Source organism: Corynebacterium hansenii (assembly GCF_030408795.1).
Classification (GTDB): Bacteria; Actinomycetota; Actinomycetes; order Mycobacteriales; family Mycobacteriaceae; genus Corynebacterium; species Corynebacterium hansenii.
This window is the reverse complement of the sequence record NZ_CP047211.1, coordinates 610,685-636,523: the sequence shown is the minus strand read 5'-3', so window position 1 is coordinate 636,523 and position 25,839 is coordinate 610,685. Positions and strand designations below refer to the sequence as shown.

Genomic DNA, 25,839 nt, shown 5'->3' with positions numbered 1-25,839 from the left:
CGCACACGCGCCGGATCGGTTCGAACTGGCGTTCCCCACCAGGGTCAGAGCCGGGCGCGCACCAGCTCCGCCGCCCAGGCCAGGCCGCGCCACGCGGCGGGCCGGGACTCCGGATGCGCCGCATGGAGGAACAGCCGGTTGCAGATCGCCCGCGCCAGCAGACCATCCCAATCGGGCACGTGGTCGAAGCGCTCGAGCAAATCCTCGTCGGCGCCTCCCCAGGCCAGCGAATCCACCGCGGCGACGGCCTGCGTCCAACCGGCGGGATGCCAGCGCGGCACGAGGTCGACGAACAGCGGCGGGGCCGAGCCGTCGTAAAGCACCGTGCCCACCGGATCCCCGTGGACCAGCCGGCCCTCGCCGCGCAGCTGCCCGCGCAGGCCGATCAGCCCACCGGCCGCCGCCAGGGCCTCCGCCGCATCGCCGCGGGGCACGGCATCCGGGTCGAGCAGGCCCTCGAGCTGCTCGATCGGGTCGTCCGCCCACGCCGCACGGTCGCACACGTCGAAGACGTCGCCGCCGCCGCGGGCCAGGAACCGGGGGCGCTCGACGTCGGCCAGGGCGTCCTCCAGGCGGCCGCAGGCGACGATGGTCTCGTCCGCGCGCGGCTCGGGGCGGCCCGGGCGATGCTGGCGGGCGCGCCACCCCGCCAGCACGTGGCGGCCGTCGGTGGTGCGCACCGGATGGGCCACCTCGACGCCGTCGACCGACAGCACCTCCAGCACCTTCGCCGACCACGCGGCGCGGGAGGCGTCGGCCACCGCCGAAATGACGGTGTCGCCGTAGATCCAGCCGTCGTCCCACGCGGGACCGGCGGGCTCGGGGGTGCCGGAGACGCCGAAGGCCTCCGGGACGTGGGCGGGGGGCATGCCGGTCATCGCACGGCCCCCGCATCCCCGGCGAAGCGGAACTCGCGGAACGACATCGCCGCCGAATCGTAGAAGAGCACGCGGCCGGACAGGGGCTCGCCGAGGCCGGTGATCACCTTCACCGCCTCCGTGGCCATGAGCGTGCCGATCGTCCCGGGCACCGTGCCCAGGATGCCGGTCTGCTCCGCCGTGAGCACCGTCTCCGGCGCCGGCGGCTCCGGGTACAGGTCGCGCAGCCACACGCGCCGCCCGCCGCCGAGGTCCAGGCCGAAGACGCTGACCTGGCCGCCCAGCTGCCGGATGCTGCCCCACACCTCCACGACGCCGAGGCGCCGGCACGCGTCGGCGATGAGGTAGCGGGTGTCGAAATTGTCCGTGCCGTCGATGACCAGATCATGCCCGGCGATGATGCCGTCGACGTTGTCCGCGGTCAGCCGGGCGTCGACCGCCGACACCTCGATGTCCGGGTTGAGCGCCGCCATCTTCTCCGCCGCGGACTCGACCTTCGGCCGGCCGATGTCCGCCTCGCGGTGGATCACCTGGCGCTGCAGGTTGGTCAGGTCCACGCGGTCGTCGTCGACGACCGTGAGCTTTCCGACGCCCACCGCCGCCAGGTAGAAGCCGACCGGAGACCCCAGGCCGCCCGCGCCCACCATGAGCACCCTCGCGCCCGCGAGCCTGCGCTGCCCCTCCTCGCCGAAGCCGGGGATGGGCAGGTGGCGGGCGTACCGCCCGGGATCGAACGCCGCCTCAGCCGAGCGGGTAGGGCCAGGGGTTGGGCGTGCAGCGGGCTCCGTCATCGGGGTACACCTCGTTCGGATTGAGCTTGTGCAGTTCGGAATTGTCCAGCGACAGCGTCTGCTGCATCATGATCGGCGCCACCGCGCCGTCGGACGGGCACGCCTCGTGGGCGGCGTAGCCGATGGCGTGGCCGACCTCGTGGTTGATCAGGTACTGGCGGTAGGCGCCGAGGTCGCCCTCGAAGGGAAGGGCGCCGCGGACCCAACGGGCCTCGTTGATGAGGACGCGCGTCGGGTCGTTCTCGCCGTCCGGGATGGAGCAGCTGGTCTCCAGCGGGATCTCGTAGCCGCACCGATCATGCGCCGTGTTCGTGGACACCAGCTGGAACACCAGGTCCGGAGAATCGCCGCGGGCGACGTGCTCGAAGGCGAAGGCGTCGTCGTGGACCCACCCGCGCTCGTCGGCGAGCGTCGCGTCGATCATCCCCGCGAACGCGTCCGCGCCGCCGAAGCGGGCGGGGTCGACGGTGTCCTCGATTTCGACGGCGTAGCGCAGGACCTTCTTCTCGCCCTTGCCCACCTTCTCCGACACGAGGTCGACGGGCACGAAGACCCCGGAGGATTCCTCCGTGAACGGGCCGCCGGGCGGCAGCTGGCCGACGTCGAGGTTCTTCCCGTACCCGCCCTCCGGCACCGGGCCATGGGGCAGTTCGCTCGTCTGCGCCGACGGCCCGGTCTCCTCGCCGCGGACGTCCTGGACGACGTCCACGACGACGATGACGGTGAGGACCATCAGAACCGGGATCGCGTACGCGCGCCATCCCCAGTCCCGGGCGAATCTGACGAAGAAGGACTCTCTGCTCATGTGCGGCGCTGCCGGATCGTGGCGCGCGGGATCAGGCGATGAAGCCGACCTGGCGGGGCGCCGCCGGGCCGACCTGCACGTACGCGATCTTCGCGATCTGCGCGAGGTACGTCTTGCCGGCGCCGTCGACGAGCTCGAGGACGCCCTCCCCGCCCGCGAGCCGCTCCGAGATGGAGGAGGCCAGTTCGCGGCCGCCCTCGGCTCCCGAGATGTTCAGTTCGCGGGGGTTGTCAACGAATCCGATGGTGATGTCCATGCGGGACATCATAACCCGCACCGTCACGGCTAGTATCGGGTACGACCGACCAGCACCGACCCGAAGGAGATTCCGGTGGCAGACCGACCCGCGCCGACGTTCGTCGAATTGGGGGTCGCGGCGGAGATCTGCGATGCCCTGGCGTCAGGGGGCATCACGCGGACCTTCGCCATCCAGGAGCTGACGCTGCCGCTGGCGCTCGACGGCACGGACATCATCGGGCAGGCCCGCACGGGCATGGGCAAGACGCTCGGCTTCGGCGTGCCGCTGATCGACCGCGTCTTCGACGACGCCCGCGTGCCGGAGCCCGACGGCACCCCGCGCGCGCTCGTGGTGGTGCCCACGCGCGAGCTGGCCGTCCAGGTCGGCGAGGACCTCGAATCGATCGCGAAGGCCGTCGATCTGCGGGTGACCACCATCTACGGCGGCCGGCCGTACGACGAGCAGATCGACGTGCTCGAGGCCGGCGTCGACGTCGTCGTCGGCACGCCGGGCCGCCTGATCGACCTCCACCAGCGCGGCGACCTCCACCTCGGCGCGGTGCGGGTGCTGGTGCTCGACGAGGCCGACGAGATGCTCGACCTCGGCTTCCTGCCGGACATCGAGAAGATCCTGCGCGCGGTTCCGGAGGGCAGGCAGACCATGCTCTTCTCCGCGACGATGCCGGGGCCGATCCTGAACCTGGCCCGCACGTTCATGGACCGCCCGGTGCACATCCGCGCGGAGTCCGGCGAGTCGGAGGCGAGCATCCACGACACCACCCGCCAGGTGGTCTTCCAGTCGCACCAAATGGACAAGCTGCCCGTCATCGCCCGCATCCTGCAGGCCGAGGGCCGGGGCCGCACCATCATCTTCGCCCGCACGAAGCGATCGACGGCGGCGGTGGCCGAGCAGCTCGGCGAGCGCGGGTTCAGGGCCACGGCCGTCCACGGCGACATGGGCCAGCCGGCGCGCGAGAAGTCGCTGAACGCCTTCCGCTCCGGCGACGTCGACGTGCTGGTGGCCACGGACGTCGCGGCGCGCGGCATCGACATCGACGACGTCACGCACGTGATCAACCACCAGGTGCCCGAGGACGAGATGACCTACGTCCACCGCATCGGCCGCACCGGCCGCGCGGGCAACGCCGGCACCGCGGTCACGCTGGTCGGCTGGGACGAGCTGCCGCGCTGGAAGATGATCGACGACGCCCTCGGCCTGGGCTTCCCGGAGCCGCCGCAGTGGTTCTCCACCTCGCCGGAGCTTTACGACGCCCTCGGCATCCCCGAAGACGCCGCCGAGTCGGTGGGCCCGGCCCGCCCGGTTCTGGGGTCGCGCCCCGTGAAGGACCGCAGGGACCGCGGGAACCGCCGGCGCGGCCGATGAACCGCAACCGGATCGCGGCGGCGATCATCGTCGTCGCCGTCGTCGCCGTCGTCGCGTGGACCTGGTGGCGGGCCCCCGCCCGCGGGGTCGAGCACGTCGTCGGCGCCGCGCCCTCCGCCCCCGCCGCGCCCCTCGAACGGGCGCCGGAGAAGTTGAAGGAGATCTGGTCGGTCGAGGCGCCGCGGTCCTCCGCCCCCTTCACCGTGGACGGGCTGGCCATCGCCGCCGATGACCGGGGCGTCACCGCCGTCGACCCCGCGACCGGGGACACGGCGTGGTCGTACCACCGCGACATCCCGCTGTGCCGGGCGATGGTCTCGCACGGGCGCGTGATCACCGTCTTCCGCGGCCCGGCCGGCTGCGGCGAAGTCACCTCGCTCGACGCCGCCGACGGTTCCTACGCCGCCACCCGCCGGGGGATGTCCACCGACGAGGTCGAGCCGGTGCGCTCGAACGACCGCTCCGGCATCCGCGACGGGCGCATGGTCGAACTGTGGCGGGATGATCTGGTCCGCACCGTCGAGTACGGGTTCGTCGAGGCGTCGTCGGAACCGAACCTGCAGCCGCACCCCGCGTGCACCATCGTCGACGCCCTGACCCGCAGCAACGTGCTCGCCGTGGTCAACGCCTGCCCGGACGGGCACCGCCTGGTCATCCAGGAGGCCACGCCGGAGGAGTCCCGCGAACCGAAGATCCACTCCGACGTCGAGCTCGACGGACCCGCCCGGCTCGTGGCCGTCGGCCAGCTGTCGGCGGCCGTGCTCGTCGGCGACGAGGTCCGCACCTACTCGAAGGAGGGCCGCCCCGGCCCGTCGTGGCGCCCGGCGCCGGGCGAGCTCCCGGCCCCCGCCGCCGGCGACGGCCCCGCCCCCGCCGCGCAGACCGCCGATCTCCCCCACCACATGACGTGGTTCACCGGCAGCGCCCTGGCGGCGTTCCGCCCCGACGACCTCTCGCTCGCGTTCGTCGTGCCGAACGCCCTGGGCACCGGCGTCGCCGTGGGCGGCGAACTCATCGTCCCCGTGCCCGGCGGCCTGGCCCGGGTGGACTGGACCAGGGGCGAGGTCACCGGCGTCATCCCCGTCGCCCGGCCGCACCTGGCCCCCGGCGAAACGGTGACGGCGGCGGTCGCGGGGAACGTCATCGTCGAAAAGCGGGGCGACCGCCTGGTGGGGCTGGCTCAGGCCCCGTAGGAGTTGGCCGCCCAATCGACGGCCTTCGGGTTGAACATGCACCCCAGGGCACCGAGCGCGAACAGCGCCGTGACCAGGCCCAGCGGCACCGCGCCCGACGTGAACATGTAGAAGGCCACGCCCGCCAGGCACAGGTTGAGCATGACGATCGGCCCGCGCCCCCACCGGTGCCCGCGGAGCAGGAACACCGCGCCGGCGAGCACCGCGCCGAAGATGAAGAAGAACCACAGCGCGGTCCCCCACCCGGAGATCACCGCATCGGGGTCGTGGTACCCGCGGAGATCGCGGATCAGGAGGAAAAGCCCGTACCCCAACCCGAGGGCGCATTCCGCCACGGCGATCCAGGCCCCGATGAGGACGGAACGGGGCGCCGCCATGGGCGCGGGACGATTGGCTGCGGAAAATCGGCTGTTCACGCCATCACCATAACGCCCGCTACGATCGTTTTCGTGCGCGCCCTCCTCATCTCCAACCCCAATTCGACCTCGATGACGGACTCCCTGGCCCGGACCGTGGTCGCGGAGCTGCGGTCGGTGCCGGGCGTGCGCCTGCGCTCCGAATTCACCCGCCACCAGGGGCACGCGACGGCGATCGCCACGGGGCTGACGCGGGCCGATTGCGACCTGGTCGTCTGCATCGGCGGCGACGGCACGGTCAACGAGGTGATCAACGGGCTGCTCGGCGCGCCCCCGGTGCGCGCCGCCGGCGACATGCCCGCCCTCGCGGTGATCCCCTCCGGCAGCGCCAACGTCCTGGCCGGGGCGCTGGGCCTGCCGCGGGACCCGAAGCTGGCGGCGCGCGTGCTCGCCGACCTGCTGCGTTCCGGCGAGCGGCGCTCGATCAGCGTCGGCCGCGCCGCCGACCGGTGGTTCGCGGTCAACGCCGGCCTGGGCCTCGACGCCGAGGTCATCTCGCGCATGGAGGACCTGCGCGCCAGCGGCGTCAGCGCCAATCCGCTGCGCTACGTGCCGACCGGACTGGGCGCGTGGGGCCGCATGCGCGCCCGCCCGCCGCGGATCACCGCCCGCGCCGACGGCGAGCTGCTCGGCACGGATCTGGCCATGGCCGTGGTGTCCAACTCGAACCCTTGGACCTTCCTCGGCGACCTGGCGGTGGTGACCAACCCGAAGACCAAGCTCAGCGGCGGCCTCGGCTTCTACGGCCTGACCTCCGTCTCCGGCGTCAAGGGCATGGTGGCCATGCTCCGCCTGGCCGGTGCGGGCCGGACGCTGTGGACGCTCCTCGGGGTCGCGGACCGGGAGCTTCGCGACGACGACGTCGACGACGTCACCCTCACCTCGCCGGAACCGCTGAAGTTCCAGGTCGACGGCGAATACGTCGACGAACGCGCGGAGCTGCGGATCACGTGCGAACGCGACGCCGTCGAGTTCGTCGCGCCGTCGGAAACCCGCGAATACGGGGCGCACGTGGGCGACAGGGCGTGGTGGATCCGCCTCGGGGCGATGCTCGGCCGGAAGTTCCGGGCGCTGCTGCTGCCCCGCCGCGGCGGACGGCGTTAACCGGCGATTCCGCCCGGCGGCGTCCTTCACCTGCGGATGTAACGCCCAGTTCACCTGTTTGTGACGTTCGGCACTTTTTGGCCGGAAGGTCTTCACAAGCAGGGCATGACGTGTCATCATTCATCAGGACCGCGGGGGAGCAGATACCTCCACCCGCATGTGACCGGCGGGCGCCTCGCGCCCGCAGTCCGCGGATCCACCGGTGAACCCCCTGATTCCCGCACACGGGACATCACGCCGGCGCGAGTCCGCACGTTCATCACCGCATGGGGAGCAATTCAGTCACGAGGTGGCCTCGGCCGCCGCGTTGCCCCGTGCCCACCCGGGTTTCGAATGAAGGAGTTTTTGTCATGGATTGGCGTCACAAGGCCGTTTGCCGCGAAGAGGATCCCGAGCTGTTCTTCCCGGTCGGCAACTCCGGCCCCGCCCTCGCCCAGATCGCGAAGGCCAAGGTCGTCTGCAACCGCTGCCCCGTCACCTCGCAGTGCCTCGCGTGGGCCCTCGAGACCGGCCAGGACGCCGGCGTCTGGGGCGGCATGTCCGAGGACGAGCGCCGCGCCCTCAAGCGCCGCCGCAACCGCGGCCGCACCCGCCGCACCGCCCGCACCACCGTCTAGTAAACTGATCGGGTTGAATCAAACCCCCTACGGAGGAGGCACACCATGAGCAAGCGTGGCCGCAAGCGCAAGGACCGTCGCAAGAAGAAGTCGAATCACGGCAAGCGCCCCAACAGCTGATCGGCACCGATCAACGGCGAAACCCCGCCCCCATCATCACGATGGCGGCGGGGTTTTCGCGTCACTCGCCGGAGGTCCGGTAGGTCACGCGGATGCGGGTGGTGATGCGCCGGCGCAGTTCCACGGGGGCGGGCTCGCAGAAGCAGCGGCGCAGGATCCGGCGCAGGGCGCGCTCGCACCCGACGTCCTCCATGCACCGCGGGCATTCGCGGATGTGCCGCTCCAGGATCCGGGTCTCCTCCGGATCGCATTCGCCGCCGAGCAGGGAATCGAGCCTCCGGCGCACGTCGGCGCACGTCCCGGGGTGTCCGCAGGGCTTCGCGCTGTCGTTCATCGACTCACCTTTCCGAAAGTTCCGATTCACGGATGAACCCGCGATCCTTCGCCACATCCTTCAACGCCTCGCGGAGCTGTTTCCTTCCACGGTGCAGCCGGGACATCACGGTCCCGATGGGAGTCTCCATGATTTCGGCGATTTCCTTGTACGGCAGCCCCTCCACGTCGGCGTAGTAGACGACCATCCGGTAATCCTCGTTGAGGTCCATCAACGCGGCGCGGATTTCCTCGTCGGGAAGCAGAGCCATGGCCTCCACCTCCGCGGACCGCAGGCCGGAGGACGTGTGGGAGGCGGTCTCGGCGATCTGCGAATCGGTGATGTCGTCCGTCGCGTACTCCGCCGGGCGGCGCTGGGCCTTGCGGTAATTGTTGATGTACGCGTTGGTCAGGATCCGGTACATCCAGGCCTTGAGGTTCGTGCCCGGCTTGTACGACCGGAACCCCTGGTAGGCCTTCATGTAGGCCTCCTGCACCAGATCCTCCGCATCGGCGGGATTGCGGGTCATGCGCAGCGCACCGCCGTAGAGCTGATCGAGCAGGGGCAGTGCGTCGCGCTCGAAACGTTCCGCCAATTCGGCGTCCGTCTCCCCGGTCCGCACGGTTCCCCCGCCATCGGTTCCCGTCGCTTCGGCTGTCATGCGTCCCATCCTATCCGCCCGACGTGGGAGGATCGGATCATGGCCAAGAAGAAGAAAGCGAAGGGCGACGGCGCGGCGACCCCCGCCATCGCCGCCTGCGTCTCCGCCGGGATCCCGCACACCGTCCACCAATTCCCCCATTCGGACGACCACTTCGGCGAGGAAGCCGCCCATTGGCTCGGCGAGCACATGGGCGTCGCGGCGGAGCGGATATTCAAGACGCTCGTCGTCGACATGCACGGCAAGCGCACCGGACTGGCCGTCGCCGTCGTGCCGGTCACGGGGCGCCTCAACCTCAAGGCCACCGCGAAGGCGCTCGGCGCCTCGAAGGCCGAACTGGCCGACCCCGCCGCCGCGCAGCGGTCCTCCGGCTACGTCGTCGGCGGCATCTCGCCGCTGGGCCAGAAGCGGGCGCTGCCCACGGTCGTCGACGCCAGCGCCGACGGCCACGACACGATTTTCGTCTCCGGCGGCCGACGCGGCCTGGACATCGAGCTCTCCCCCGCCGACCTCGCGGCGCTGACCGGCGCGACGTTCGCGGCCATCGGCGAGGATTAGGGCTCCAGCAGCCACTCGCCGTCGTTGGCGACGTTGCCCACGGCGCGGTTCGCCGGCTCCACCGTCAGCGTCTCCACCAGCGCGGGGTCCGTCATGCCGACTTCCCCGCCGCCGAGCCAACCGGCCACCTCGTCGTCGGCGAGCACGCGCGGCATCCGGTGGTGCAGGTCCGCCAGGCCGCCGACGGCGTCCGTGGTCAGGATGGTCGCGCTGACGATGTCCCCGCACCGCGCCCACAGCCCCGCCACCAGCATCGGCCGCCCGCCCGGCGCGGCGACGAAGAAGGGCGCCTTGTCGCGCCATTCGTACCAGCCGTCCATGGGGATGGCGCAGGGCTCGCCGTCGCGGAAGACCGGCTTCTCCCGCCACGTCTCCGCCCGCGCGTTGAAGTAGGGCGTCTTCGGCATCGACTTCGACCAATGGGGCACCAGGCCCCAGCGCACCGCCGCGGCCACGGTCCCGCCGTCATCGGCCCCGGCCACCGCCGTGATGGGCATGGTCGGGGCGACGTTCCAGCGCTTGCCCGGCAACTCCCCGTCGACGGCGACCGGGGCGAGGCCGGGGACGTCGCTAAGCGATTGGACGAGCTCATCGCCCACGGTGAAGGTCACGAATCGTCCGCACATGCCCCAATGGTCGCACCCCTTGCCGACCCGCCGCCGCGAATTGGGGGATGATGGATGCGTGACTCCCCCCAGTGAATTTTGGCCAGCCCCCGCCGCCGACCACCCGGTGACCGCGACGGTCTCCATCGGCGGGTCCAAGTCCATCACGAACCGCGCGCTGATCATCGCGGCGCTGTCGTCGACGCCGTCGACCATCCACGGCGCCCTGCGCTCGCGCGACACGGACCTGATGATCTCGGCGCTGAAGGCGATGGGCACGGAAATCCGCACCGGCTCCGGGTACTCCGGCGCGCCCAACCACACCCTGGAGGTCAACCCCCGCGTCCTCCGGGGCGGGACGATCGACTGCGGGCTCGCCGGCACGGTGATGCGCTTCGTGCCGCCGATCGCCGCGATCGCCACCGGTTCGGTGTTCTTCGACGGCGACCCCGAGGCCCGCGTGCGGCCCATGGGCGCGGTGCTCGATGCGCTGCGCGACCTGGGCGCCGACATCGACGGCGATGCGCTGCCCTTCACGGTCAACCCCGTCGGCGACATCGGCGGCGAAGTCGAGATCGACTCGTCGGCGTCGTCGCAGTTCGTCTCCGGCCTGCTGCTGGCGGGCGCGCGCTACCAGAAGGGCCTGACGCTGCGGACCGTCGGCGACGTGCCGTCGCGTCCGCACATCGACATGACCATCGACATGCTGCGCCGGGCCGGCGTCACCGTGGAGGAAAGCGACGGCGCCTTCCACGTGCGCAACGGCGAGATGCGCGGCCGCACGTGGCACGTCGAGCCCGACCTGTCCAACGCGACCCCGTTCCTCGCCGCCGCCGCGGTCACCCGGGGCCGCGTCACCGTCGCCGGCTGGCCCACCGACACCGTGCAGCCGGGCGACCGGATCCGCGAGATCCTCCAGGCGATGGGCTGCCGCGTGCTGCTGAAGCCCCGGGGCGCGCACGAATCGGGCGTCCACGACCTCACCGTCGAGGGCCCGGCGTCGCTGCACGGCATCAACCTGGACATGGGCGACATCGGCGAGCTGACCCCGACCGTCGCCGCGATGGCGGCGCTGGCGGACACCCCCTCGGAGCTCACCGGCATCGCGCACCTGCGCGGCCACGAGACCAACCGCCTGGCGGCGCTGGTCGCCGAGATCAACCGGTTGGGCGGCCGCGCGACCGAGCTCGACGACGGCATCCGCATCGAGCCCGCCCCGCTGCACGGCGGCGACTGGATGTCCTACGCCGACCACCGCATGGCCACCGCCGGGGCGATCATCGGCCTGCGGGTGCCGGGCGTGCGGGTGGAGGACATCGCCACCACCGGCAAGACCATGCCGGACTTCGACATGCGGTGGAGCGAGATGGTCGGGCTCCCGCTCGCCCCGGAAGAGGACGCGCCCTGAGCCGCCGGCGCCGCGATTGGGATGAATCCGACGTCCGCGTCCGGCCGGGGCGGGGGTCGAGGCCGCGGACGAAGGACCGGCCGAAGCACGCCGACGCCAAGTGGGGGCTGGTGGTCACCAAGGACCGCGGGCGGTGGGGCGTGGTGCTCGACGGCGGGGACGAGCCGATCAACTGCATGCGGGCCCGCGAGCTCGGCCGCACGAACATCGTCGTCGGCGACCGCGTCGGCGTGGTGGGCGACGTCTCCGGGCGGGAGGGGACGCTGGCGAGGATCGTCAAGCTCGCCGACCGCACCAGCGTCCTGCGCCGCACGGCGGACGACAACGACCCCTTCGAGCGCATCGTCGTGGCCAACGCCGAGCTGCTGCTCATCGTCTGCGCCGTGGCCGATCCGCCGCCGCGCACGGGTTTCGTCGAGCGCGCGCTGGTCGCCGCCTACGCGGGCGGCGTGTCGCCGGTGCTGTGCCTGACCAAGTCCGACCTCGCGGACCCGGCGGAATTCGCCGGCGAATTCGCCGAGTTGGGCGTGCCGGTCATCGTCTGCGGGGTGGAGGACCCGATCGAGCCGCTTCTCGACGTCGTCGGCGGAAAGGTGTCCGCCCTCATCGGCCATTCGGGCGTGGGCAAGTCCACCCTGGTCAACCGCCTGGTCCCGGGCGCCGGGCGTGCCACGGGGGAGGTCAGCGGCGTGGGCAAGGGGCGCCACACGTCGACGCAGTCGGTGGCGCTGCCGCTGTCGGGCGGGGGCTGGGCGATCGACACCCCGGGCATCCGGTCCTTCGGGCTGGCGCACGTCACGCCGGACACGGTGCTGGCCGTCTTCGACGATCTCGCCGCCGCCATCGAGGACTGCCCCCGCGGCTGCACGCACCTGGGCCCGCCCGCGGACCCGGAATGCGCGCTGGACAGGTTGGAGGGGGCGTCCCACCGCCGCGCCATGGCCGTGCGCGGGCTGCTGACGACGCTCCAGGACAACGAGGACTGGGAACTCGACATTGACAGGGACTGAGGGGAACACCGACAAGGACACGGACAAGGAGGTGCGGCGCGATCGCCGCACCGCCGCGGATCTGGTGCGCCTGTGCCTGTGGACGTTCGTCGTGGGCGTCGCCACGGGCCTGTTCGCGGCGCTGCTGGTCTACATGCTCCACGGCATCGAGAGCATCGTCTACGGCCAGCACGAGGCCGACGTCCCGGTGGTCACCCAGGGCACGTCGGGCGTGCAGCGTTTCCTGGGCATCACCGTCGCCGGGCTCATCGCCGCGCCCGCGTGGTGGGCGGTGCGCAGGCTCGGCCGCCCCATTCAGTCGGTGGAGGAGGGCATGTCCGGTGCGCGGATGCCCGTCCTGGAGACGCTGATCAACGTATTCCTGCAGATGGGCACCGTCGCCGCGGGCGCGTCGGTGGGCCGCGAAAACGCGCCCCGCGAGGCCGGCGCGATGATGTCCACGCAGATCGCCCACCGCCTGGGCATCGACCGCGGCACGACCCGGCTTCTGGTGGCGGCCGCCGCCGGTGCGGGCCTCGGCGCGATCTACCACATTCCGCTGGCGGGAGCGGTTTTCGCGTTCGAGATCCTGCTGACGACGGTCACCGTCCGCGCCGTGATGGTGGTCCTGGCCTGTTCGGCGGTGGCCACCGTGACCGCCGGCATCGTCGTGGGCGACCAGCCGCTGTACTCGACGGTGTCGCTGTCGGAGGGCTTCGGCAACCTCACCGTCGCCCTGGCGCTGGGCGTCATCTGCGGCATCGCCGGGATGGCGTTCCGGTACGCCGCGTCGCGCGCCGAGGCCGCGACCCCGAAGGGCGCGCACATCCTGTGGGCCCTGCCGCTGGCCTTCGCGACCGTCGGGGCGATGTCGCTGCACCTGCCGGAGGTCCTGGGCAACGGACGCTTCGCCGCCACCTCGGTGCTGGAGTCGACCCCGGTGTGGACCTTCGCGCTGACGCTCGTGGTGGCGAAGATCATCGCGGTGCTCATCACCCTGCGTTCGGGCGCCGTGGGCGGCGTGCTGACCCCGGGCTTCGCCATCGGGGCGCTGCTGGGCTACCTGGTCGGCTTCGTCGTCCAGCCGCTCTTCCCCGGCCTGCCGCCGGCGGACTTCGCGCTGCTGGGCGCCGCGGCGTTCCTGTCGACGTCTATGGCCGCGCCGTTGTTCGCGCTCATCGTCACCGTCGAGTTCACCGGCCAGTCCTCCGAGGCATACCTGGCCCTGTTCCTGGCCTGCGCCACGGCGGCGCTGACCGGTGAGATCCTGCGGTCGGCCCTGAGCCTGCCGAAGCAGATCCAGATGCCGTGGAGCCGCAGGAAGCGGGGCACCTAGCGCGCCGGCATGACCTCGCGGGTCGAGCGGCCGGTGTAGGCGGCGACGACCTCGCGGACGCCCGGGCGCAGCTGCTTGAGCAGTCGCAGGCCGGTGCGCAGGCCGCGGCGCGGGTTGGCCGAGGCGTCGAGCTGCGCCTCCACCTGCGGGTACTTGACGAACGCCTTTTCCGAGCGGACCTCCGGCGCGTTGTCCGGGTCGGCGACCAGGAAACGGTCCGGCAGCGACAGCTTCAGGATGGTCCGCTGGACCTGCATCAGCTGGCGCGGGAAGGAACCCGTGTTGTACGGCAGGTCGTACTCGCGGCAGATCTCCTTGACCTGCTCCGAGATGGTGGCCAGGCGGTTGGACGGCATGTCCGGGTACAGGTGGTGCTCGATCTGGTAGTTCAGGTTGCCGGACAGCACCGACAGGATGAACCCGCCGTGGAAGTTGGCGGAGCCGAGCATCTGGCGCAGGTACCACTCCGCCTTGTTCTCGTTGTTGTACTGGTCCTTGGTGAACGTCTCGGCGTCATCCGGGAAGTGGCCGCAGAAGATCACGGCGTAGGCCCAGACGTTGCGGATCAGGTTCGCCACGGCGTTGCCCTTGGCCACCTCGCCCCAGCGGGGGCCGGCGAGCAGCGGGAACAGCGCGTAGTCCTTGAGCAGCTGGCGGCCGGACTTCTGGAAGACCTCCATCAGCTGGGGCTTGGCGTCCTCCCACTTCTTCTTCTCGGCGAACACCGCCCCCAGCTCGACGTCGTAGAACGCCACGGCCCACTGGAACAGCGACGCCAGGATGACGTTCTGGATCGGCTGCGTCAGCGTCAGCGGCTTCCACTTCTTGTCGCGGGTGACGCGCAGGATGCCGTATCCCACGTCGTTGTCCATGCCCAGGACGTTGGTGTACTTGTGGTGCACGTAATTGTGCGAGTGCTTCCAGCCGGACGACGGGCAGGAGTTGTCCCACTCCCACGTCGACGAGTGGATCTCCGGATCGTTCATCCAGTCCCACTGGCCGTGCATGGTGTTGTGGCCGATCTCCAGGTTCTCCAGGACCTTGGCCAGGCCCAGCGCGCCGACGCCGGCGAACCACAGGCCCTTGTGGGCGGGGGTGCGCAGCGAGCGCGGCAGCAGGCCGCCCTTGCGGGTCTTGTAGCCGGCCTTGTCCAGGGCCATGCCCAGGGTCGGGAGCATCAGCAGGCTGCGGCCCGCGACCTCCAGGCCGCGCTGCACGCGGATGAGGGTGCGGATGTAGCGGGCGTCCTTCGGCCCCAGGGTGGCGCGGTGCTCCGCGGCGATGGCCTCGAAGCGGCGCCCGATCTCGGCGACGTCTTCCTCGGACAGGTGCGAATAGGCCTTGATGTCGGCGATTGCCATGTGTGTGTCTCCGTGTTTCCCGTGTGTCTACAGTTCGATTGCGACGTCGCCGGCGGGGACGCAGACGCAGGCGCGGATGCGCTCGCCGGCTTCATGGGTTTCGCCCGTGCGCAGGTCGCGCGCGGTGCCGTCGGCGAGCTGCTGCACGCAGGTCGCGCAGATTCCCATCCGGCAGCCGTAGGGCAGCTGGATCCCGGCCTTCTCGCCGGCCTCCAGGATGGTGGTGGCTCCGTCGACCTCGATTTCGCCGCGGCCGGGGAAGCTGACGACGCCGCCCTGGGCGTCGGTGTTGCCGCGGTCGAGGGTGAAGCGCTCGGTGCGCACGCCGGGCAGGCCGTCCTCCAGCTCGTCGAGCATGGCCGACGGGCCGCAGGCGTAGGTGGCGCGGTCGGCCACGTCCGGCACGAGCCGCTTGATTTCGTCGATGGACAGGCGGCCGTCGATGCCGGTTTCGCGGACGGTCAGGGCGTACCCCGGCTGTTCGCGGCTCAGGCGGTCCAGCTCGCCGTCGAAAAGCAGGCCCGCGCGGTCGCGGACCGAATGCAGATGGATGACGTCCTTGATGCCGCCGCGGCGCTCCAGGTCGCGGAGCATGGACATCACGGGGGTGATGCCGGAACCGGCGGTGATGAACAGCAGCTTCGCCGGCGGCGGCTCCGGCAGGTGGAAATCGCCGGCCGGCGCGGCCAGGCGCACCACGGTGCCGGGGGTGACGTTGGCGACCAGGTGCTGCGACAGGCGGCCCTGCTCCTGCGCCTTCACCGTGACGGTCAGCATGCCGTCGGCGGACTGCGGCGCGTTGGTCAGCGAGTAGGAGCGCCACACCAGGCGCCCGTCGACGCGCACGCCGACGCCGATGTACTGGCCGGCGCGGAAATCGGCCGGGACTCCCCAGCCGGGCTTGATGACCAGCTCGACGACGTCCTCCGCCGGCCGCGACACGCGCTCGATCTGCCCGCGCAGTTCGCGCTTGGACCACAGCGGATTGACCAGCCGCGTGTAGTCGTCCGGCATCAGCGGCGTGGACAGGTGACGGAACGCGCCGCGAAGGCGATTGCCAATGCTCACCGGTTCCCCTTTCCGTAGATTACGGAAGCGTAGCTTACGGCGGGGTAACTTTTCGGTCAAGCCGGGGAAACGACCGGCGGTGGGGGCGGCCACCCCCGTCGGCGCCGGTTACAGCAGATCCACGAGCATGGGCAACTCCGCGGCGTCGTACCAGGCCAGCGGCCGCTCGAGGCAATCCCCCACGGTCAGTTCGGCGTCCTCGTCCCCCAGGTCGGCGGCGTCGACGGCGGCGATGGCCTTCTCCACCGGCTGCTCCGCGGCCTCCACGTCGACGTGGATGGCGGCGACGTCGTCGCGCGACAGATCCCCCGACAGCGCGACGACCGCCTCCCCCATGTCCGGCTTGAGCTCGACCGCATCGTCGGCGACGTCGGCGGCGATCACGACGCGGCGGTGCGGAAACTCGCCGTCGTACGCCGACAGCAGCCGCAGCGACGCCCGCGAGGCCTCGTCGAAGGCGATGTCCGCCAGCTCCTCGTCGTCGCCCTCCACGTAAAAGTCGCGCAGGGCCGGCGTCACCGCGAAAGCCCAGCCGCGGCGCGGGACCACCGCGCCGTCGGAAAGCAGCTCGCCGAGCATGCCGAACGTGGCCGGCACGTACACGCGCACTAGAACTCGCCCTCCAGGTCGAACAGGCCCGTGATCTCCACGACCGCACGGTCGAACTGCTGGTAGAACACGCCGACCATGCCGTGCGACACGGCACCGTGGATGTTGACGATCGAATCGTCGACCAGCACGCAATCGCGCGCCGGCAGCCCCAGCCGCTCCGCGACGATGTCGAAGACCTCCGGTTCGGGTTTCTCGGCGCCGACCTCACCCGACAGCACGACGGCGTCGACGAGCCCGTCCTCCTCGAACTTCCGGATCGGATCCGCCCCGGGGCCGCCCGGGTCGTTCGACAGCACCGCCAATGCGACGCCGTTGGCTCGGGCGGCGGCCATCAGCTTCCGCCACCGCGCCCGCTCTTCGTCGGTGCCGTCCAGGACACCGCAGTAATCGATGATGAGACCACGCATGACCACGAGCGTAGTTGTCCGCGCCGGGTTCCGCCGACCGCCCCGCCGCGCGGCCGCCCCGGCCCGCTGGCACAATGGCCGCGGGGCGAACGGATCGGGGGATTTCGGGGAATGACGGGGGACATCGGGGAGCTCGCGCCGGTGCGCGGGTTCGAGCTGCTGCGGGGCCTGCGGCCGGGCGGCGGGACGGAAACCGCGCTTGACGACGGCCGGCCGTCCGGGCCGGGAATGCCGGGATGCGGCGACGCCGCGCGCGCCAGTCTGGCGCAGTCGATGACGGTGATCGTCGAGGTGCTGTCCGGGCGGCGGCGGCCGCAGGCCCTGTCCCGGGCCTCCATCGACGAGCGGGTGCTCGCCGGGCTGCGCCACCGGCTCCGCGCCGGCGGCCTGCGGGGCGCGGCGTTGCGGACCCTCCACCCGTCGGGGCGGCCCTGCGGGACCCGCGTCGAATTCGTCGGGTCCTACGCGCACGCCGGCCGCGTACGGGCCCTGGCCGGCGCGATGATCGACGATGGCCGGGGCTGGACGATCACCGCGCTGCGGTTCATCTAGGGCTGTGGCTCACTTGGAGTGGCGGCCCCGGCGCGCGGCCCGGCGGCGCTGGGCGCGGTTGCCGGTCTCGCCGCCGACGCGCTTCTGCTCGGCGGTGCCGTCGGCGGACGGGCCGGAGTACGTCATCTGCGTCGGCTGCGTCTCGGCCTTGGCCAGCTCGGGGGCGAAGTCCTTCTCGTCGACGACGCCGTCGTCGTTGAGGTCCGCCGTCTCCTTCTGCTCGGCCTGCATGACCTGCTTGCGCACCAGGAACAGCTGGCGGATGGACTCCTCCTTGATGCCCTCCATCATGCCCGCGAACATGTCGTAGCCCTCGCGCTGGTACTCGACCAGCGGGTCTGCCTGGGCCATGGCGCGCAGGCCGATGCCCTCCTTGAGGTAGTCCATCTCGTAGAGGTGCTCGCGCCACTTGCGGTCCATCACGTTGAGGATGGTGAAGCGCTCCATGTTGCGCATCTGGTCCTCGCCGCCGATGGCCGCCACGGCGTCCTCCAGCTCGGAGTAGCTCGCGTGGATGTCCTCCCGCAGCACGTCCTCGAGATCCCGGGCCGACAGGTCGCCGGGGGCGCCGTACTCGTCGCCGTCGACCAGGTCCCGCCACTCGACGGTCGGGCCGTAGAGCGACTCCAGCGCGTTCCACAGCTCGTCGAGGTCCCAGTCCTCCACGTAGCCGTCGGCGGTGGCGCCGGCGACGTACGCCGAGATGACGTCCTCCTGCATGTCGCGGACCTGGTCCTTCAGGTCCTCGCCCTCGAGGATGCGGCGGCGCTCGGCGTAGACGACCTTGCGCTGCTGGTTCATCACCTCGTCGTACTTGAGGACGTTCTTGCGGACCTCGAAGTTCTGGCTCTCCACCTGCGTCTGCACGCTCTTGATGGAGTTGGACACGACCTTCGAGTCGATCGGCACGTCGTCCGGCACGTTGAGCGTGTTCATCAGCGCTTCCATGCGCTGGCCGTTGAAGCGGACCATCAGCTCGTCGCGCATGGACAGGTAGAAGCGGGTCTCGCCCGGGTCGCCCTGGCGGGCGGTGCGGCCGCGCAGCTGGTTGTCGATGCGGCGGGACTCGTGGCGCTCGGTGCCCAGGACGTACAGGCCACCGACCTCGCGGACCTTCTCGGCCTCCTCCTCCGCTTCCTCGCGGACGCGGACGATCTCGTCGTCCCACGCGGCCTCGTACTCCTCCGGCGTCTCCGTCGGCGACAGGCCGCGGGCGCGGAGGTTGAGGTCGGCGATGATGTCGGGGTTGCCGCCCAGCACGATGTCGGTGCCTCGGCCGGCCATGTTGGTGGCCACGGTCACGGCGCCGACGCGGCCGGCGACGGCGACGATCTCGGCTTCCTTCTCGTGGTGCTTGGCGTTGAGCACGCTGTGCTTGATGCCCTCGCGCTGGAGCAGCTTGGACAGGTGCTCCGACATCTCCACCGACGCGGTGCCGACCAGCACCGGCTGGCCCTTCTCGTGGCTTTCGCGGATGTCCTCGATGACCGCGTAGAACTTCGCCTCCTGCGTCTTGTAGACCAGGTCGGGGTGGTCCTTGCGCTGGTTGGGGCGGTTCGGCGGGATGGGCATGACGTTGAGCTTGTACGTCTGGTGCAGCTCGGCCGCCTCGGTTTCGGCGGTGCCGGTCATGCCGGCGAGCTTGTCGTACATGCGGAAGTAGTTCTGCAGCGTCACCGTGGCGAGGGTCTGGTTCTCGTTCTTGATCTCCACGCCCTCCTTCGCCTCGATGGCCTGGTGCATGCCCTCGTTGTAGCGGCGGCCGGCCAGCACGCGGCCGGTGAACTCGTCGACGATGAGGACCTCGCCGTTGCGGATGATGTAGTCCTTGTCGCGGGCGAACAGCTCCTTCGCCTTGATGGCGTTGTTCAGGTAGCTGACCAGCTGCGAGTTCTCGGCGGCGTAGAGGTTCTCGATGCCCAGCTGATCCTCGACGAAGGCGACGCCCTCCTCGCGGACGCCGACGGTGCGCTTGCGCACGTCGACCTCGTAGTGGATGTCCAGGCGCATGCCCTTCACGATCCCCGCGAACGCCTGGTACCACTCCGGCGAGCCGTCGGCCGGGCCGGAGATGATCAGCGGCGTGCGGGCCTCGTCGATGAGGATGGAGTCGACCTCGTCGACGATGGCGTAGTGGTGGCCGCGCTGCACCAGGTCGCCGAGGGAGTGCGCCATGTTGTCGCGCAGGTAGTCGAAGCCGAGCTCGTTGTTGGTGCCGTAGGTGATGTCCGCGGCGTAGGCCTCGCGGCGCTGGTCGGGGCTCAGCCCCGACAGGATGACGGAGGTCTCCAGGCCCAGGAAGCGGTGGACGCGGCCCATCCACTCGGCGTCGCGCTTGGCGAGGTAGTCGTTGACCGTGACCACGTGGACGCCCTTGCCCTCCAGGGCGTTGAGGTAGGCGGGGAGCACACAGGTCAGCGTCTTGCCCTCGCCGGTCTTCATCTCGGCGACGTTGCCGAAGTGCAGCGCCGCGCCGCCCATGACCTGCACCGGGTAGTGCTTCTGGCCGAGCACGCGCCACGACGCCTCGCGGGCGGTGGCGAAGGCCTCGAGCAGCAGGTCGTCGAGGGTTTCGCCGTCCTCGAGGCGGGTCTTGAATTCCTCGGTTTTCAGCCGCAGCTCCTCGTCGGACAGCTCCGAGTACTCTTCGTCGAGCTCGAGCACCGCGTCCGCGATGCCCTTGAGGCGCTTCACGGCGCGCCCCTCACCGACGCGGAGCAACTTGCTGAAAGAAAACACTGCGGATGGGACCTTTCCGACAGACGACTCATGGCCGCGCCCCAGCCGGGGCGCTCAAGTGCCCCAGTATACGAGCAACCCGCACCCCGGGGTGGGGTACGGGTGCTTTACGACGGCGCTCAGCCGGCGACGCCGACGAAGACGACCGCGTTGTTGCCGCCGGTGCACTTGTACGTCGCGTCCCGGCCGCTCATCGACCCCAGGGTGCAGTTCATGGTGTAGGTCTTGTTCGTCGTCGGGCTGTAGGCGCGGACGGTCAGGTGGCTCGCGCCGACGTTGGCCCGCCACACCGCGTCGGTGACCTTCTTCGCGAACGGGCAGCTGGTGGTCGACGTGCCCGTCACCGCGCCGTTCCCGCAGTATTGGTAGGCGGCGTTGGGCCCCCAGACCGGGCCTCCCCCGGAATCCCGCTCCCGCTCGCGCACCCGCTCGGTCTCCGTCACCGTTTCCGGGGCCGGCGCGGCGGCGGTGGGCCGGGGCGCCGGCGGCGCCTGCATCTCGCCCGAGTCCGCGACGTTCGCCGCGTCGTCCCCGCCGAAGCCTCCCCCGAACGCCATCACCGCGACGACGCCCAGGGCCACCGCCATCACGGCGACCAGCGCGATCAACGCGTAGAGCGGGCCGTTCTGCTGTCGTGGCGGCTGCTGGCTCGGATACCACTGCTGGGTCATCTCGGGGGCCCCTTTCCGTTTCCCCTTCCATACTAGCCCCGGCGGCGGGGCCCCGGGCACGGCAAAACCCCCGGCCACCGCCCGAAAGCGGGTGCCGGGGGCGTCGCGTGAAACTACTCGGCGTCGTTCGCCAGGGCGATCATGCCGTAGTCGTAGGCGTGGCGGCGGTACACCACGGACGGGCGGCCGGTGGCCTCGTCGACGAAGAGGTAGAAGTCGTGGCCGACGAGCTCCATCTCGGACAGCGCGTCATCGACGGACATCGGGGTGGCCGGGTGCTCCTTGGTGCGCACGACCTTGCCCAGCTGGATCTCCTCGACCTGATCCTCGTACGGGTCGGCCTTCGGGGCGGTCTCGTTGGCCTCCTCGACCAGGGAAGCCGTGGCCTCGCCCACGGAGATCGGCGCGCGGTGGCCGGAGCGGCTGATCTTGCGGCGGGCCTTGACCTTGCGCAGGGAGCGCTCCATCTTGCCCAGGGCGGACTCGAGGGCGGCGTAGAAGCTGTCCTCCTTCGCCTCCGCGCGGGCCAGGTGGCCCTTACCGGTGGCGGTGATCTGGATGCGGTCGGAACGATCCGCGCGGCGGGGGTTCGGCTCGTGCTGCAGCTCGACGTGGAAGAACGTCAGGGTCGGATCGAGGCGCTCAATCTTGGCGAGCTTGCCGTTGACTCGCTCGGCGAAGTGTTCCGGGACCTCCACGTTGCGCCCGGTGATGGTCACCTGGGCATTGGGGCTGAGGACCTCGTTGTTGTCAGCAGGTGTCGTCACTTGCTTCCTACCTCCCGGTATGGCCACCGCCCATCCGTGAGCGGGATTACTCACGGCGTCCACGGTGACGCGACTAACTGTGCCTCCAGGATACAGACGCGGTTACCCCCGCGGCCATCAACCTCCCGTCCGATTTGACGCGCCCCGCGGCACATCCGGGGGCAATCGCCCCTAGGCGTGCGAAAACACGATCACGCCGTCGACCCGGATGCCCAGCGACGCGAGCACGAGCACGGAATGCGCCGCCGTCGCGCCCGTCGTCAGCACGTCATCGACGAGCAGGACGGGCCCCGCGACCGTCCCCGACGGCACGATCCGGCCGGCGATGTTGCGGCGCCTGCCGGCGGCCGTGAGCCCCGCCGAATCCTCCGCCCCCTCGGCCGTCCGCAGCAGGCCCGCCGCCACGCGCGCACCCGGGATGCGGCCGGCTGCGATCCGGCATGCGGCGGCCACGGGGTCGCCTCCCCGGCGCCGCGCCGCAGAGGCCCGCGTCGGCGCCGGCACCAGCGTCACGGGGCTTTGCGACGGATGCGCCACCGCGCCCTCCGCCGCCAAACGGAGCACGGCCGCTCCGATCACCGCGCCCATGACGTGGCGGGCCGAGGCGTCGCAAAGCTCCTTGGCGGCCAGGACCACCGCCCGCCGGGGCCCCGCGTAGGACCCGCAGGACCACGTCGGCGCGGCGACGTGCACCCGCGGCGACAGTCGCACCGGCGGCCGGGCGAACTCGCGGCGGCACTCCGGGCACGGCGGCGGGCCCGGCGCCCCGCACCCCGGGCAGGCGCGGGGCAGGGCGACGTCGGCCAGCTCCCCCCACATGCCCGCCGACGCTACTCGACGGTCACCGGGGCCGCGCGGCCCTCGACGCCGGGCACGGCCCGCCAGAACTGGGCCTCGCCCTCGCCGGTGACCAGCTCCATCAGGGCGTTGTCGTCGAGCGCGAAGATCTTCGACGACGTCGCCGACACCACCGCGACCGGCGGGCTCAGGTTCAGCTTCGGCAGCATGTAGTTCACCGAGCCATCCGGGTAGATGCGCCACATCGGGGCGCTGTCGCCGTAGGCGCCGACGATGATCGTCGAATTCGGCGCCCACGCCAGGGTCACCGGCGTAACCCCGTCCGTCAGCGACAGGCGGCGGGCGTTGACCAGCCGCCACGGGCCGGACTCGGCCTGCTCGATGGTGGCGATCCAGATGTTGCCGCCGGCGATCATGGCCACCTGCGTGCCCGACGGGTCGACGCGCAGCTCGGAAATGCCGCCGCCGACCTCGGGGATGCCGGAGACGTCGATCTCCTCCACCGCCGGCACCGCGGAGGAATTGCCCACCAGCCGCAGCACGCGGTCGCCGTCGACGACCGTCCACACCGACGCCGCGTCGGGCGACCAGCTGGGGCGGGTCAGGCTCTTGGCGGACAGCACCCTCTCCGGGGCGACGCCCGCGCGGCCCAGCAACAGCGACGATTCGCCCGAGCCGCCGCGGTCGGCGCGGGACACGCCCGCGATCAGGCGCGTGCCGGCCTCGTCGACGCCGATGCCCGCGGACACCAGGACCCGCCCGCCCTCGGAGGTCCAGCCGGGCAACTTCCGCTGCCCGTTGTCGGTGACCTCCACGACGCCTCCGGTCTCCACCGCGTGCAGCGGCGCGCGGTCGCCGGGGCCCTTCGTCGGGTCGAGGGTGCGCAGCTCGTCGGAGTCGCGCGTCCACGGCCCCGGGTGCGACTCGACCAGCGGGCGGCCGTCGGCCTCCAGCACCCACGGCCCGCGCACGTCGGCCGACGCGAGCGTCCACACGATCTGGGCGGCGAGCAGCCTGCGCAGCGTCTCGTCGAGGTCGCCGAGGCCGGTCAGCCGGATCACCCGGCCCGGACCCTCCTCCTGGCGGCCGACCTCCACCGCGGCCTCCGCCGGGAACGACGACGTCACGCCCGGCATCAGCCTGTTGCGGGGACCGCCGCGCATGGTCTTCAGCAGCTCCATGGCGGCGTCGCCGACGCCGCGGTAGATCCACCGGTTGTCGGGCACGAGCTGGTTGCCGGACGGGTCGAGGAAGTACACGTTGCGCGGTGCGTGGCTGTCCAGGAAGGCCTGGCGCTCCAGCAGCACCCCGTCGGGGAGCCGGGCGATGCGCCACTGCCCCTCCTCGTTCATGCGCAGCTCGACGGAGTCCTCGTACAGCGCCGACTGGGTCTCGTACGCGCCGTTTTCCGCCAGGGCGCCGACGATGGAGCCGCGGGTGCCGAAGCTGCGCGCGTCCTCGTCGCCGCCGCCGTCGCCGATGACGTTGATGCCGTCGACGATCCACCTGCCGGCGTGGGGGTTCCACTTCTCGCGGGCGTCGTCGGTGAGGAACTTCTTCGCCGCCGCGTAGTCGTCCGTCGGGTGGGCGGAGGCGGCGTAGAAGTCGCGCAGCACCAGGTCGGGGGCCGCGTCGGGGCGCGGCGTGGGCACCTCGATGTCGTGCGCCGGCGCCTCGAAGGGCCGGATGGCCTGGGGCGTGGTGTCGCCCGGCATGGTGGTGCACCCGGAGAGCACCAGCGCGGCGGCGCTCGCCGCGGCGACGATCGTCTTCCTGGTCCGGCGCATCATGCCCGCTCCCCCTCCGTTCCCGCTTCGCGTTCCTCCCGCTTGACGGCGATGGCGTCGATCACCTCGGTTTTCGGCACCGGGGCCGGCGCCCCGGGCACCTCCAGCGGCAGCGGCTCCGTGTCCACGGGGCCGCCGGGCTCCAGCGGCAGGAGCAGCCGGAAACAGCTGCCGACGCCGGGGACGCCATGGCCCTCCAGCCGGCCGCCGTGGAGCAGCACGTCCTCGCGGGCGATGGCCAGGCCGAGGCCGGTGCCGCCGGTGCGGCGCTCGCGCGACGGGTCGGCGCGCCAGAACCGGTTGAACACCAGCTCCTCCTGCTCGGGTTTCAGGCCGACGCCGTGGTCGGTGACGGTGCAGGCGACCACTCGGTCGTCGGCCCGCAGCGCGACGACCACCGGATTGCCCTCCGAATGGTCGATGGCGTTGGCCATGAGGTTGCGCAGCACGCGCTCGACGCGGCGCGAGTCGACGCTCGCCGGCACGGGCTCGTCCGGCACGTCGAGGACGACCTGGGTGCCCGACTCCTGCGCCACGACCTGCAGCGGCTGGTGGGCGGCGTCGATGCACCGGCGCATGTCCACGCGCTCGGCGGACAGCTCCGCGACGCCGGCGTCGTGGCGCGAGATCTCCAGCAGGTCGGCCAGGAGCATCTCGAAGCGGTCGAGCTCGGCGATCATCAGCTCGGAGGCGCGGCGCGTGGCGGGGTCGAGGTCCTCCGCGGCGTCGGCGATGAGATCGGCCGCCATGCGCACCGTGGTCAGCGGCGTGCGCAGCTCGTGCGAGACGTCCGAGGTGAACTGGCGCTGCAGGTCGCCGTATTCCTCCAGCTGCTGGATCTGCAGGGCGAGCGATTCGGCCATCTTGTTGAAGCTCACCGCGAGGCGGGCCATCTCGTCCTCGCCCTCGACGGCCATGCGCTCGCGCAGGTGCCCCGCCGCGAACCGCTCCGAGATCCGGGCGGCCGACCGCACGGGGCCGGTGACCTGGTTGGCGAAGAGCCACGTGATGCCCACCAGCAGCAGCGTCATGACGACGGTCGCGCCGGCGAAGAGGCCGCGGACCAGCGCCAGGGTGGACTCCTCCGCGGTCAGCGGCATGACCAGGTACAGCTCCAGGCCGGGCACGTCGGCCGACGTCGGGGTGCCGATGACCAGCGCCGAATAGTTCGACCCGTCGCGGGCCTCCATGGTGGCGTACTGGTAGCTGATCTGGCCCTGCTGGATGAAGGGCCGCAGCTGCGTGGGCACGAACCCGTCGACGGGCGAGCGCACGGTTTCGCCGTCGGCGCCGGTGGCGATGAGCACGGCCTCGTAGATCGTCGCCGAGCCCGTCGTAGCGCCGGTTTCGCGGTCCGCCAGCGCCTCGCGGCCGACGTTGAGCTTCGCCTGCGTCCCGTCGGCGCCGGACGCGGCGATGGTCTGCTCCACGACGACGCGGGCGCGGTCGATTTCCTCGTTGGCCACGTTGAACTTCGCGTCGAGAAGCCGCTGGGCGACGATCGACACCAGCGCGAAGCCGAGCATGCCGACGACGAGCACCGACACGACCATCACGGACGTGACCACGCGCACCTGGAGCGACGTGCGCCACGACCGCAGGGCACGCCGCCACGCCGCCCCCAGCCGATCCCCCAGCCGCCGCCGGTCCTCCGCCATGTGT

The 25,839-nt window shown here is 71.4% G+C and carries 28 protein-coding genes; 10 read left to right on the top strand and 18 right to left on the bottom strand.

What is annotated here, in order from left to right:
* Positions 1–44 precede the first annotated feature (44 nt).
* The 4 genes from CHAN_RS02855 to CHAN_RS02840 are packed head-to-tail and all read right to left on the bottom strand — an operon-like array spanning position 45 to position 2,730.
* Positions 45–878 carry a TIGR02569 family protein gene (locus CHAN_RS02855; protein ID WP_048742992.1) on the bottom strand — a complete coding sequence of 278 codons (834 nt, stop codon included), beginning with the start codon at positions 876–878 and terminating at the stop codon, positions 45–47.
* Positions 875–1,669 (bottom strand): HesA/MoeB/ThiF family protein, encoded by a 795-nt coding sequence (locus CHAN_RS02850; protein ID WP_290291531.1) that lies wholly within the window; start codon positions 1,667–1,669, stop codon positions 875–877. Before CHAN_RS02850 ends, CHAN_RS02855 begins: the two co-directional genes overlap by 4 nt.
* Positions 1,620–2,474, bottom strand: coding sequence for a DUF3152 domain-containing protein (locus tag CHAN_RS02845; RefSeq protein WP_048742995.1), 855 nt, complete (start codon positions 2,472–2,474; stop codon positions 1,620–1,622). Before CHAN_RS02845 ends, CHAN_RS02850 begins: the two co-directional genes overlap by 50 nt.
* 31 nt (positions 2,475–2,505) lie before the next feature.
* Positions 2,506–2,730, bottom strand: coding sequence for a DUF3107 domain-containing protein (locus tag CHAN_RS02840; protein WP_048743045.1), 225 nt, complete (start codon positions 2,728–2,730; stop codon positions 2,506–2,508).
* Positions 2,731–2,805: 75 nt separating this feature from the next.
* Here CHAN_RS02840 and CHAN_RS02835 point away from each other — a divergent pair, with 75 nt between their 5' ends.
* Positions 2,806–4,095: a DEAD/DEAH box helicase gene (locus tag CHAN_RS02835; protein ID WP_048742998.1), complete on the top strand. Its 1,290-nt coding sequence runs from the start codon at positions 2,806–2,808 to the stop codon at positions 4,093–4,095.
* Positions 4,092–5,288: an Rv3212 family protein gene (locus CHAN_RS02830; RefSeq protein WP_290291523.1), complete on the top strand. Its 1,197-nt coding sequence runs from the start codon at positions 4,092–4,094 to the stop codon at positions 5,286–5,288. The genes CHAN_RS02835 and CHAN_RS02830 overlap by 4 nt, the downstream gene beginning before the upstream one ends.
* On the opposite strand, the gene CHAN_RS02825 is transcribed toward CHAN_RS02830, so the two are convergent.
* On the bottom strand, positions 5,276–5,704 hold the full coding sequence (locus CHAN_RS02825) for a hypothetical protein (RefSeq protein WP_241485435.1): 429 nt from the start codon (positions 5,702–5,704) through the stop codon (positions 5,276–5,278). The genes CHAN_RS02830 and CHAN_RS02825 overlap by 13 nt on opposite strands.
* A gap of 33 nt (positions 5,705–5,737) precedes the next feature.
* Between CHAN_RS02825 and CHAN_RS02820 the strand changes: the two genes are divergently transcribed.
* The 3 genes from CHAN_RS02820 (at position 5,738) to CHAN_RS13730 (ending at position 7,545) form a co-directional block, all read left to right on the top strand.
* On the top strand, positions 5,738–6,808 hold the full coding sequence (locus CHAN_RS02820; protein ID WP_290291518.1) for a diacylglycerol/lipid kinase family protein: 1,071 nt from the start codon (positions 5,738–5,740) through the stop codon (positions 6,806–6,808).
* A gap of 350 nt (positions 6,809–7,158) precedes the next feature.
* Positions 7,159–7,425 carry a WhiB family transcriptional regulator gene (locus CHAN_RS02815; RefSeq protein ID WP_046650008.1) on the top strand — a complete coding sequence of 89 codons (267 nt, stop codon included), beginning with the start codon at positions 7,159–7,161 and terminating at the stop codon, positions 7,423–7,425.
* A gap of 45 nt (positions 7,426–7,470) precedes the next feature.
* On the top strand, positions 7,471–7,545 hold the full coding sequence (locus CHAN_RS13730; protein WP_377748417.1) for a 50S ribosomal protein bL37: 75 nt from the start codon (positions 7,471–7,473) through the stop codon (positions 7,543–7,545).
* Positions 7,546–7,606: 61 nt separating this feature from the next.
* Here the strand turns inward: CHAN_RS13730 and rsrA are convergent, their stop codons facing one another.
* A complete protein-coding gene (gene rsrA, locus CHAN_RS02810) occupies positions 7,607–7,879 on the bottom strand; it encodes a mycothiol system anti-sigma-R factor (RefSeq protein WP_053088125.1) in 273 nt (90 codons plus the stop codon).
* Positions 7,880–7,883: 4 nt separating this feature from the next.
* Entirely contained in the window at positions 7,884–8,519 is a 636-nt protein-coding gene (locus tag CHAN_RS02805) for a sigma-70 family RNA polymerase sigma factor (protein ID WP_048743005.1), read from the bottom strand.
* A gap of 39 nt (positions 8,520–8,558) precedes the next feature.
* On the opposite strand from CHAN_RS02805, the gene ybaK reads away from it, so the two are divergent.
* Positions 8,559–9,077 (top strand): Cys-tRNA(Pro) deacylase, encoded by a 519-nt coding sequence (gene ybaK / locus CHAN_RS02800; RefSeq protein WP_290291510.1) that lies wholly within the window; start codon positions 8,559–8,561, stop codon positions 9,075–9,077.
* Here the strand turns inward: ybaK and CHAN_RS02795 are convergent.
* A complete protein-coding gene (locus tag CHAN_RS02795; RefSeq protein WP_290291507.1) occupies positions 9,074–9,703 on the bottom strand; it encodes an SOS response-associated peptidase in 630 nt (209 codons plus the stop codon). The two genes, ybaK and CHAN_RS02795, sit on opposite strands and share 4 nt — an antisense overlap.
* Before the next feature lie 58 nt (positions 9,704–9,761).
* Between CHAN_RS02795 and aroA the strand changes: the two genes are divergently transcribed.
* From aroA to CHAN_RS02780, 3 genes are read left to right on the top strand one after another with little or no spacing between them, the layout of a single operon-like run.
* Positions 9,762–11,090, top strand: a complete 1,329-nt coding sequence (gene aroA / locus CHAN_RS02790; RefSeq protein WP_290291505.1) for a 3-phosphoshikimate 1-carboxyvinyltransferase — start codon at positions 9,762–9,764, stop codon at positions 11,088–11,090.
* The gene (gene rsgA, locus CHAN_RS02785) at positions 11,087–12,100 is read left to right on the top strand and encodes a ribosome small subunit-dependent GTPase A (RefSeq protein ID WP_290293274.1); all 1,014 of its coding nucleotides are present in this window, start codon (positions 11,087–11,089) and stop codon (positions 12,098–12,100) included. The genes aroA and rsgA overlap by 4 nt, the downstream gene beginning before the upstream one ends.
* Positions 12,087–13,415, top strand: a complete 1,329-nt coding sequence (locus CHAN_RS02780) for a chloride channel protein (RefSeq protein ID WP_290291503.1) — start codon at positions 12,087–12,089, stop codon at positions 13,413–13,415. Before rsgA ends, CHAN_RS02780 begins: the two co-directional genes overlap by 14 nt.
* Here CHAN_RS02780 and CHAN_RS02775 read toward each other — a convergent pair.
* From CHAN_RS02775 to CHAN_RS02760, 4 genes are all read right to left on the bottom strand, one after another.
* A complete protein-coding gene (locus CHAN_RS02775) occupies positions 13,412–14,776 on the bottom strand; it encodes a fatty acid desaturase family protein (protein WP_290291501.1) in 1,365 nt (454 codons plus the stop codon). The two genes, CHAN_RS02780 and CHAN_RS02775, sit on opposite strands and share 4 nt — an antisense overlap.
* Before the next feature lie 27 nt (positions 14,777–14,803).
* Positions 14,804–15,790, bottom strand: coding sequence for a ferredoxin reductase (locus tag CHAN_RS02770; RefSeq protein WP_082144479.1), 987 nt, complete (start codon positions 15,788–15,790; stop codon positions 14,804–14,806).
* A 162-nt stretch (positions 15,791–15,952) separates the two neighbouring features.
* Positions 15,953–16,453 (bottom strand): DUF6912 family protein, encoded by a 501-nt coding sequence (locus CHAN_RS02765; protein WP_290291497.1) that lies wholly within the window; start codon positions 16,451–16,453, stop codon positions 15,953–15,955.
* Positions 16,453–16,863 (bottom strand): HAD family hydrolase, encoded by a 411-nt coding sequence (locus tag CHAN_RS02760; protein WP_048743052.1) that lies wholly within the window; start codon positions 16,861–16,863, stop codon positions 16,453–16,455. Before CHAN_RS02760 ends, CHAN_RS02765 begins: the two co-directional genes overlap by 1 nt.
* A gap of 111 nt (positions 16,864–16,974) precedes the next feature.
* On the opposite strand from CHAN_RS02760, the gene CHAN_RS02755 reads away from it, so the two are divergent.
* Entirely contained in the window at positions 16,975–17,415 is a 441-nt protein-coding gene (locus CHAN_RS02755; RefSeq protein WP_290291495.1) for an Rv3235 family protein, read from the top strand.
* 9 nt (positions 17,416–17,424) lie between these two features.
* On the opposite strand, the gene secA is transcribed toward CHAN_RS02755, so the two are convergent.
* From secA to mtrB, 6 genes are all read right to left on the bottom strand, one after another.
* Complete coding sequence (gene secA / locus CHAN_RS02750; protein ID WP_290291493.1) at positions 17,425–20,154, bottom strand: preprotein translocase subunit SecA; 2,730 nt, start codon at positions 20,152–20,154, stop codon at positions 17,425–17,427.
* A gap of 119 nt (positions 20,155–20,273) precedes the next feature.
* Positions 20,274–20,825, bottom strand: coding sequence for a hypothetical protein (locus CHAN_RS02745; RefSeq protein ID WP_048743014.1), 552 nt, complete (start codon positions 20,823–20,825; stop codon positions 20,274–20,276).
* Positions 20,826–20,938: 113 nt separating this feature from the next.
* On the bottom strand, positions 20,939–21,592 hold the full coding sequence (hpf, locus tag CHAN_RS02740) for a ribosome hibernation-promoting factor, HPF/YfiA family (RefSeq protein WP_048743016.1): 654 nt from the start codon (positions 21,590–21,592) through the stop codon (positions 20,939–20,941).
* Positions 21,593–21,763: 171 nt separating this feature from the next.
* The gene (locus CHAN_RS02735) at positions 21,764–22,411 is read right to left on the bottom strand and encodes a ComF family protein (protein WP_290291486.1); all 648 of its coding nucleotides are present in this window, start codon (positions 22,409–22,411) and stop codon (positions 21,764–21,766) included.
* An 11-nt stretch (positions 22,412–22,422) separates the two neighbouring features.
* Positions 22,423–24,180, bottom strand: a complete 1,758-nt coding sequence (locus CHAN_RS02730; protein ID WP_290291485.1) for an LpqB family beta-propeller domain-containing protein — start codon at positions 24,178–24,180, stop codon at positions 22,423–22,425.
* Complete coding sequence (gene mtrB / locus CHAN_RS02725) at positions 24,177–25,835, bottom strand: MtrAB system histidine kinase MtrB (RefSeq protein ID WP_290291483.1); 1,659 nt, start codon at positions 25,833–25,835, stop codon at positions 24,177–24,179. The genes CHAN_RS02730 and mtrB overlap by 4 nt, the downstream gene beginning before the upstream one ends.
* Positions 25,836–25,839 lie beyond the last annotated feature (4 nt).

Excerpts from the sequence above, each read along its gene's own strand:
- CHAN_RS02855 (WP_048742992.1), bottom strand. The coding sequence starts at position 878 with ATGACCGGCATGCCCCCCGCCCACGTCCCGGAGGCCTTCGGCGTCTCC.
- CHAN_RS02850 (WP_290291531.1), bottom strand. The coding sequence starts at position 1,669 with ATGACGGAGCCCGCTGCACGCCCAACCCCTGGCCCTACCCGCTCGGCT.
- CHAN_RS02845 (WP_048742995.1), bottom strand. The coding sequence starts at position 2,474 with ATGAGCAGAGAGTCCTTCTTCGTCAGATTCGCCCGGGACTGGGGATGG.
- CHAN_RS02840 (WP_048743045.1), bottom strand. The coding sequence starts at position 2,730 with ATGGACATCACCATCGGATTCGTTGACAACCCCCGCGAACTGAACATC.
- CHAN_RS02830 (WP_290291523.1), top strand. The coding sequence starts at position 4,092 with ATGAACCGCAACCGGATCGCGGCGGCGATCATCGTCGTCGCCGTCGTC.
- CHAN_RS02815 (WP_046650008.1), top strand. The coding sequence starts at position 7,159 with ATGGATTGGCGTCACAAGGCCGTTTGCCGCGAAGAGGATCCCGAGCTG.
- rsrA (WP_053088125.1), bottom strand. The coding sequence starts at position 7,879 with ATGAACGACAGCGCGAAGCCCTGCGGACACCCCGGGACGTGCGCCGAC.
- CHAN_RS02805 (WP_048743005.1), bottom strand. The coding sequence starts at position 8,519 with ATGACAGCCGAAGCGACGGGAACCGATGGCGGGGGAACCGTGCGGACC.
- ybaK (WP_290291510.1), top strand. The coding sequence starts at position 8,559 with ATGGCCAAGAAGAAGAAAGCGAAGGGCGACGGCGCGGCGACCCCCGCC.
- CHAN_RS02795 (WP_290291507.1), bottom strand. The coding sequence starts at position 9,703 with ATGTGCGGACGATTCGTGACCTTCACCGTGGGCGATGAGCTCGTCCAA.
- CHAN_RS02775 (WP_290291501.1), bottom strand. The coding sequence starts at position 14,776 with ATGGCAATCGCCGACATCAAGGCCTATTCGCACCTGTCCGAGGAAGAC.
- CHAN_RS02770 (WP_082144479.1), bottom strand. The coding sequence starts at position 15,790 with ATGCCGGACGACTACACGCGGCTGGTCAATCCGCTGTGGTCCAAGCGC.
- CHAN_RS02760 (WP_048743052.1), bottom strand. The coding sequence starts at position 16,863 with ATGCGTGGTCTCATCATCGATTACTGCGGTGTCCTGGACGGCACCGAC.
- CHAN_RS02755 (WP_290291495.1), top strand. The coding sequence starts at position 16,975 with ATGACGGGGGACATCGGGGAGCTCGCGCCGGTGCGCGGGTTCGAGCTG.
- CHAN_RS02745 (WP_048743014.1), bottom strand. The coding sequence starts at position 20,825 with ATGACCCAGCAGTGGTATCCGAGCCAGCAGCCGCCACGACAGCAGAAC.
- CHAN_RS02735 (WP_290291486.1), bottom strand. The coding sequence starts at position 22,411 with ATGTGGGGGGAGCTGGCCGACGTCGCCCTGCCCCGCGCCTGCCCGGGG.
- CHAN_RS02730 (WP_290291485.1), bottom strand. The coding sequence starts at position 24,180 with ATGATGCGCCGGACCAGGAAGACGATCGTCGCCGCGGCGAGCGCCGCC.
- mtrB (WP_290291483.1), bottom strand. The coding sequence starts at position 25,835 with ATGGCGGAGGACCGGCGGCGGCTGGGGGATCGGCTGGGGGCGGCGTGG.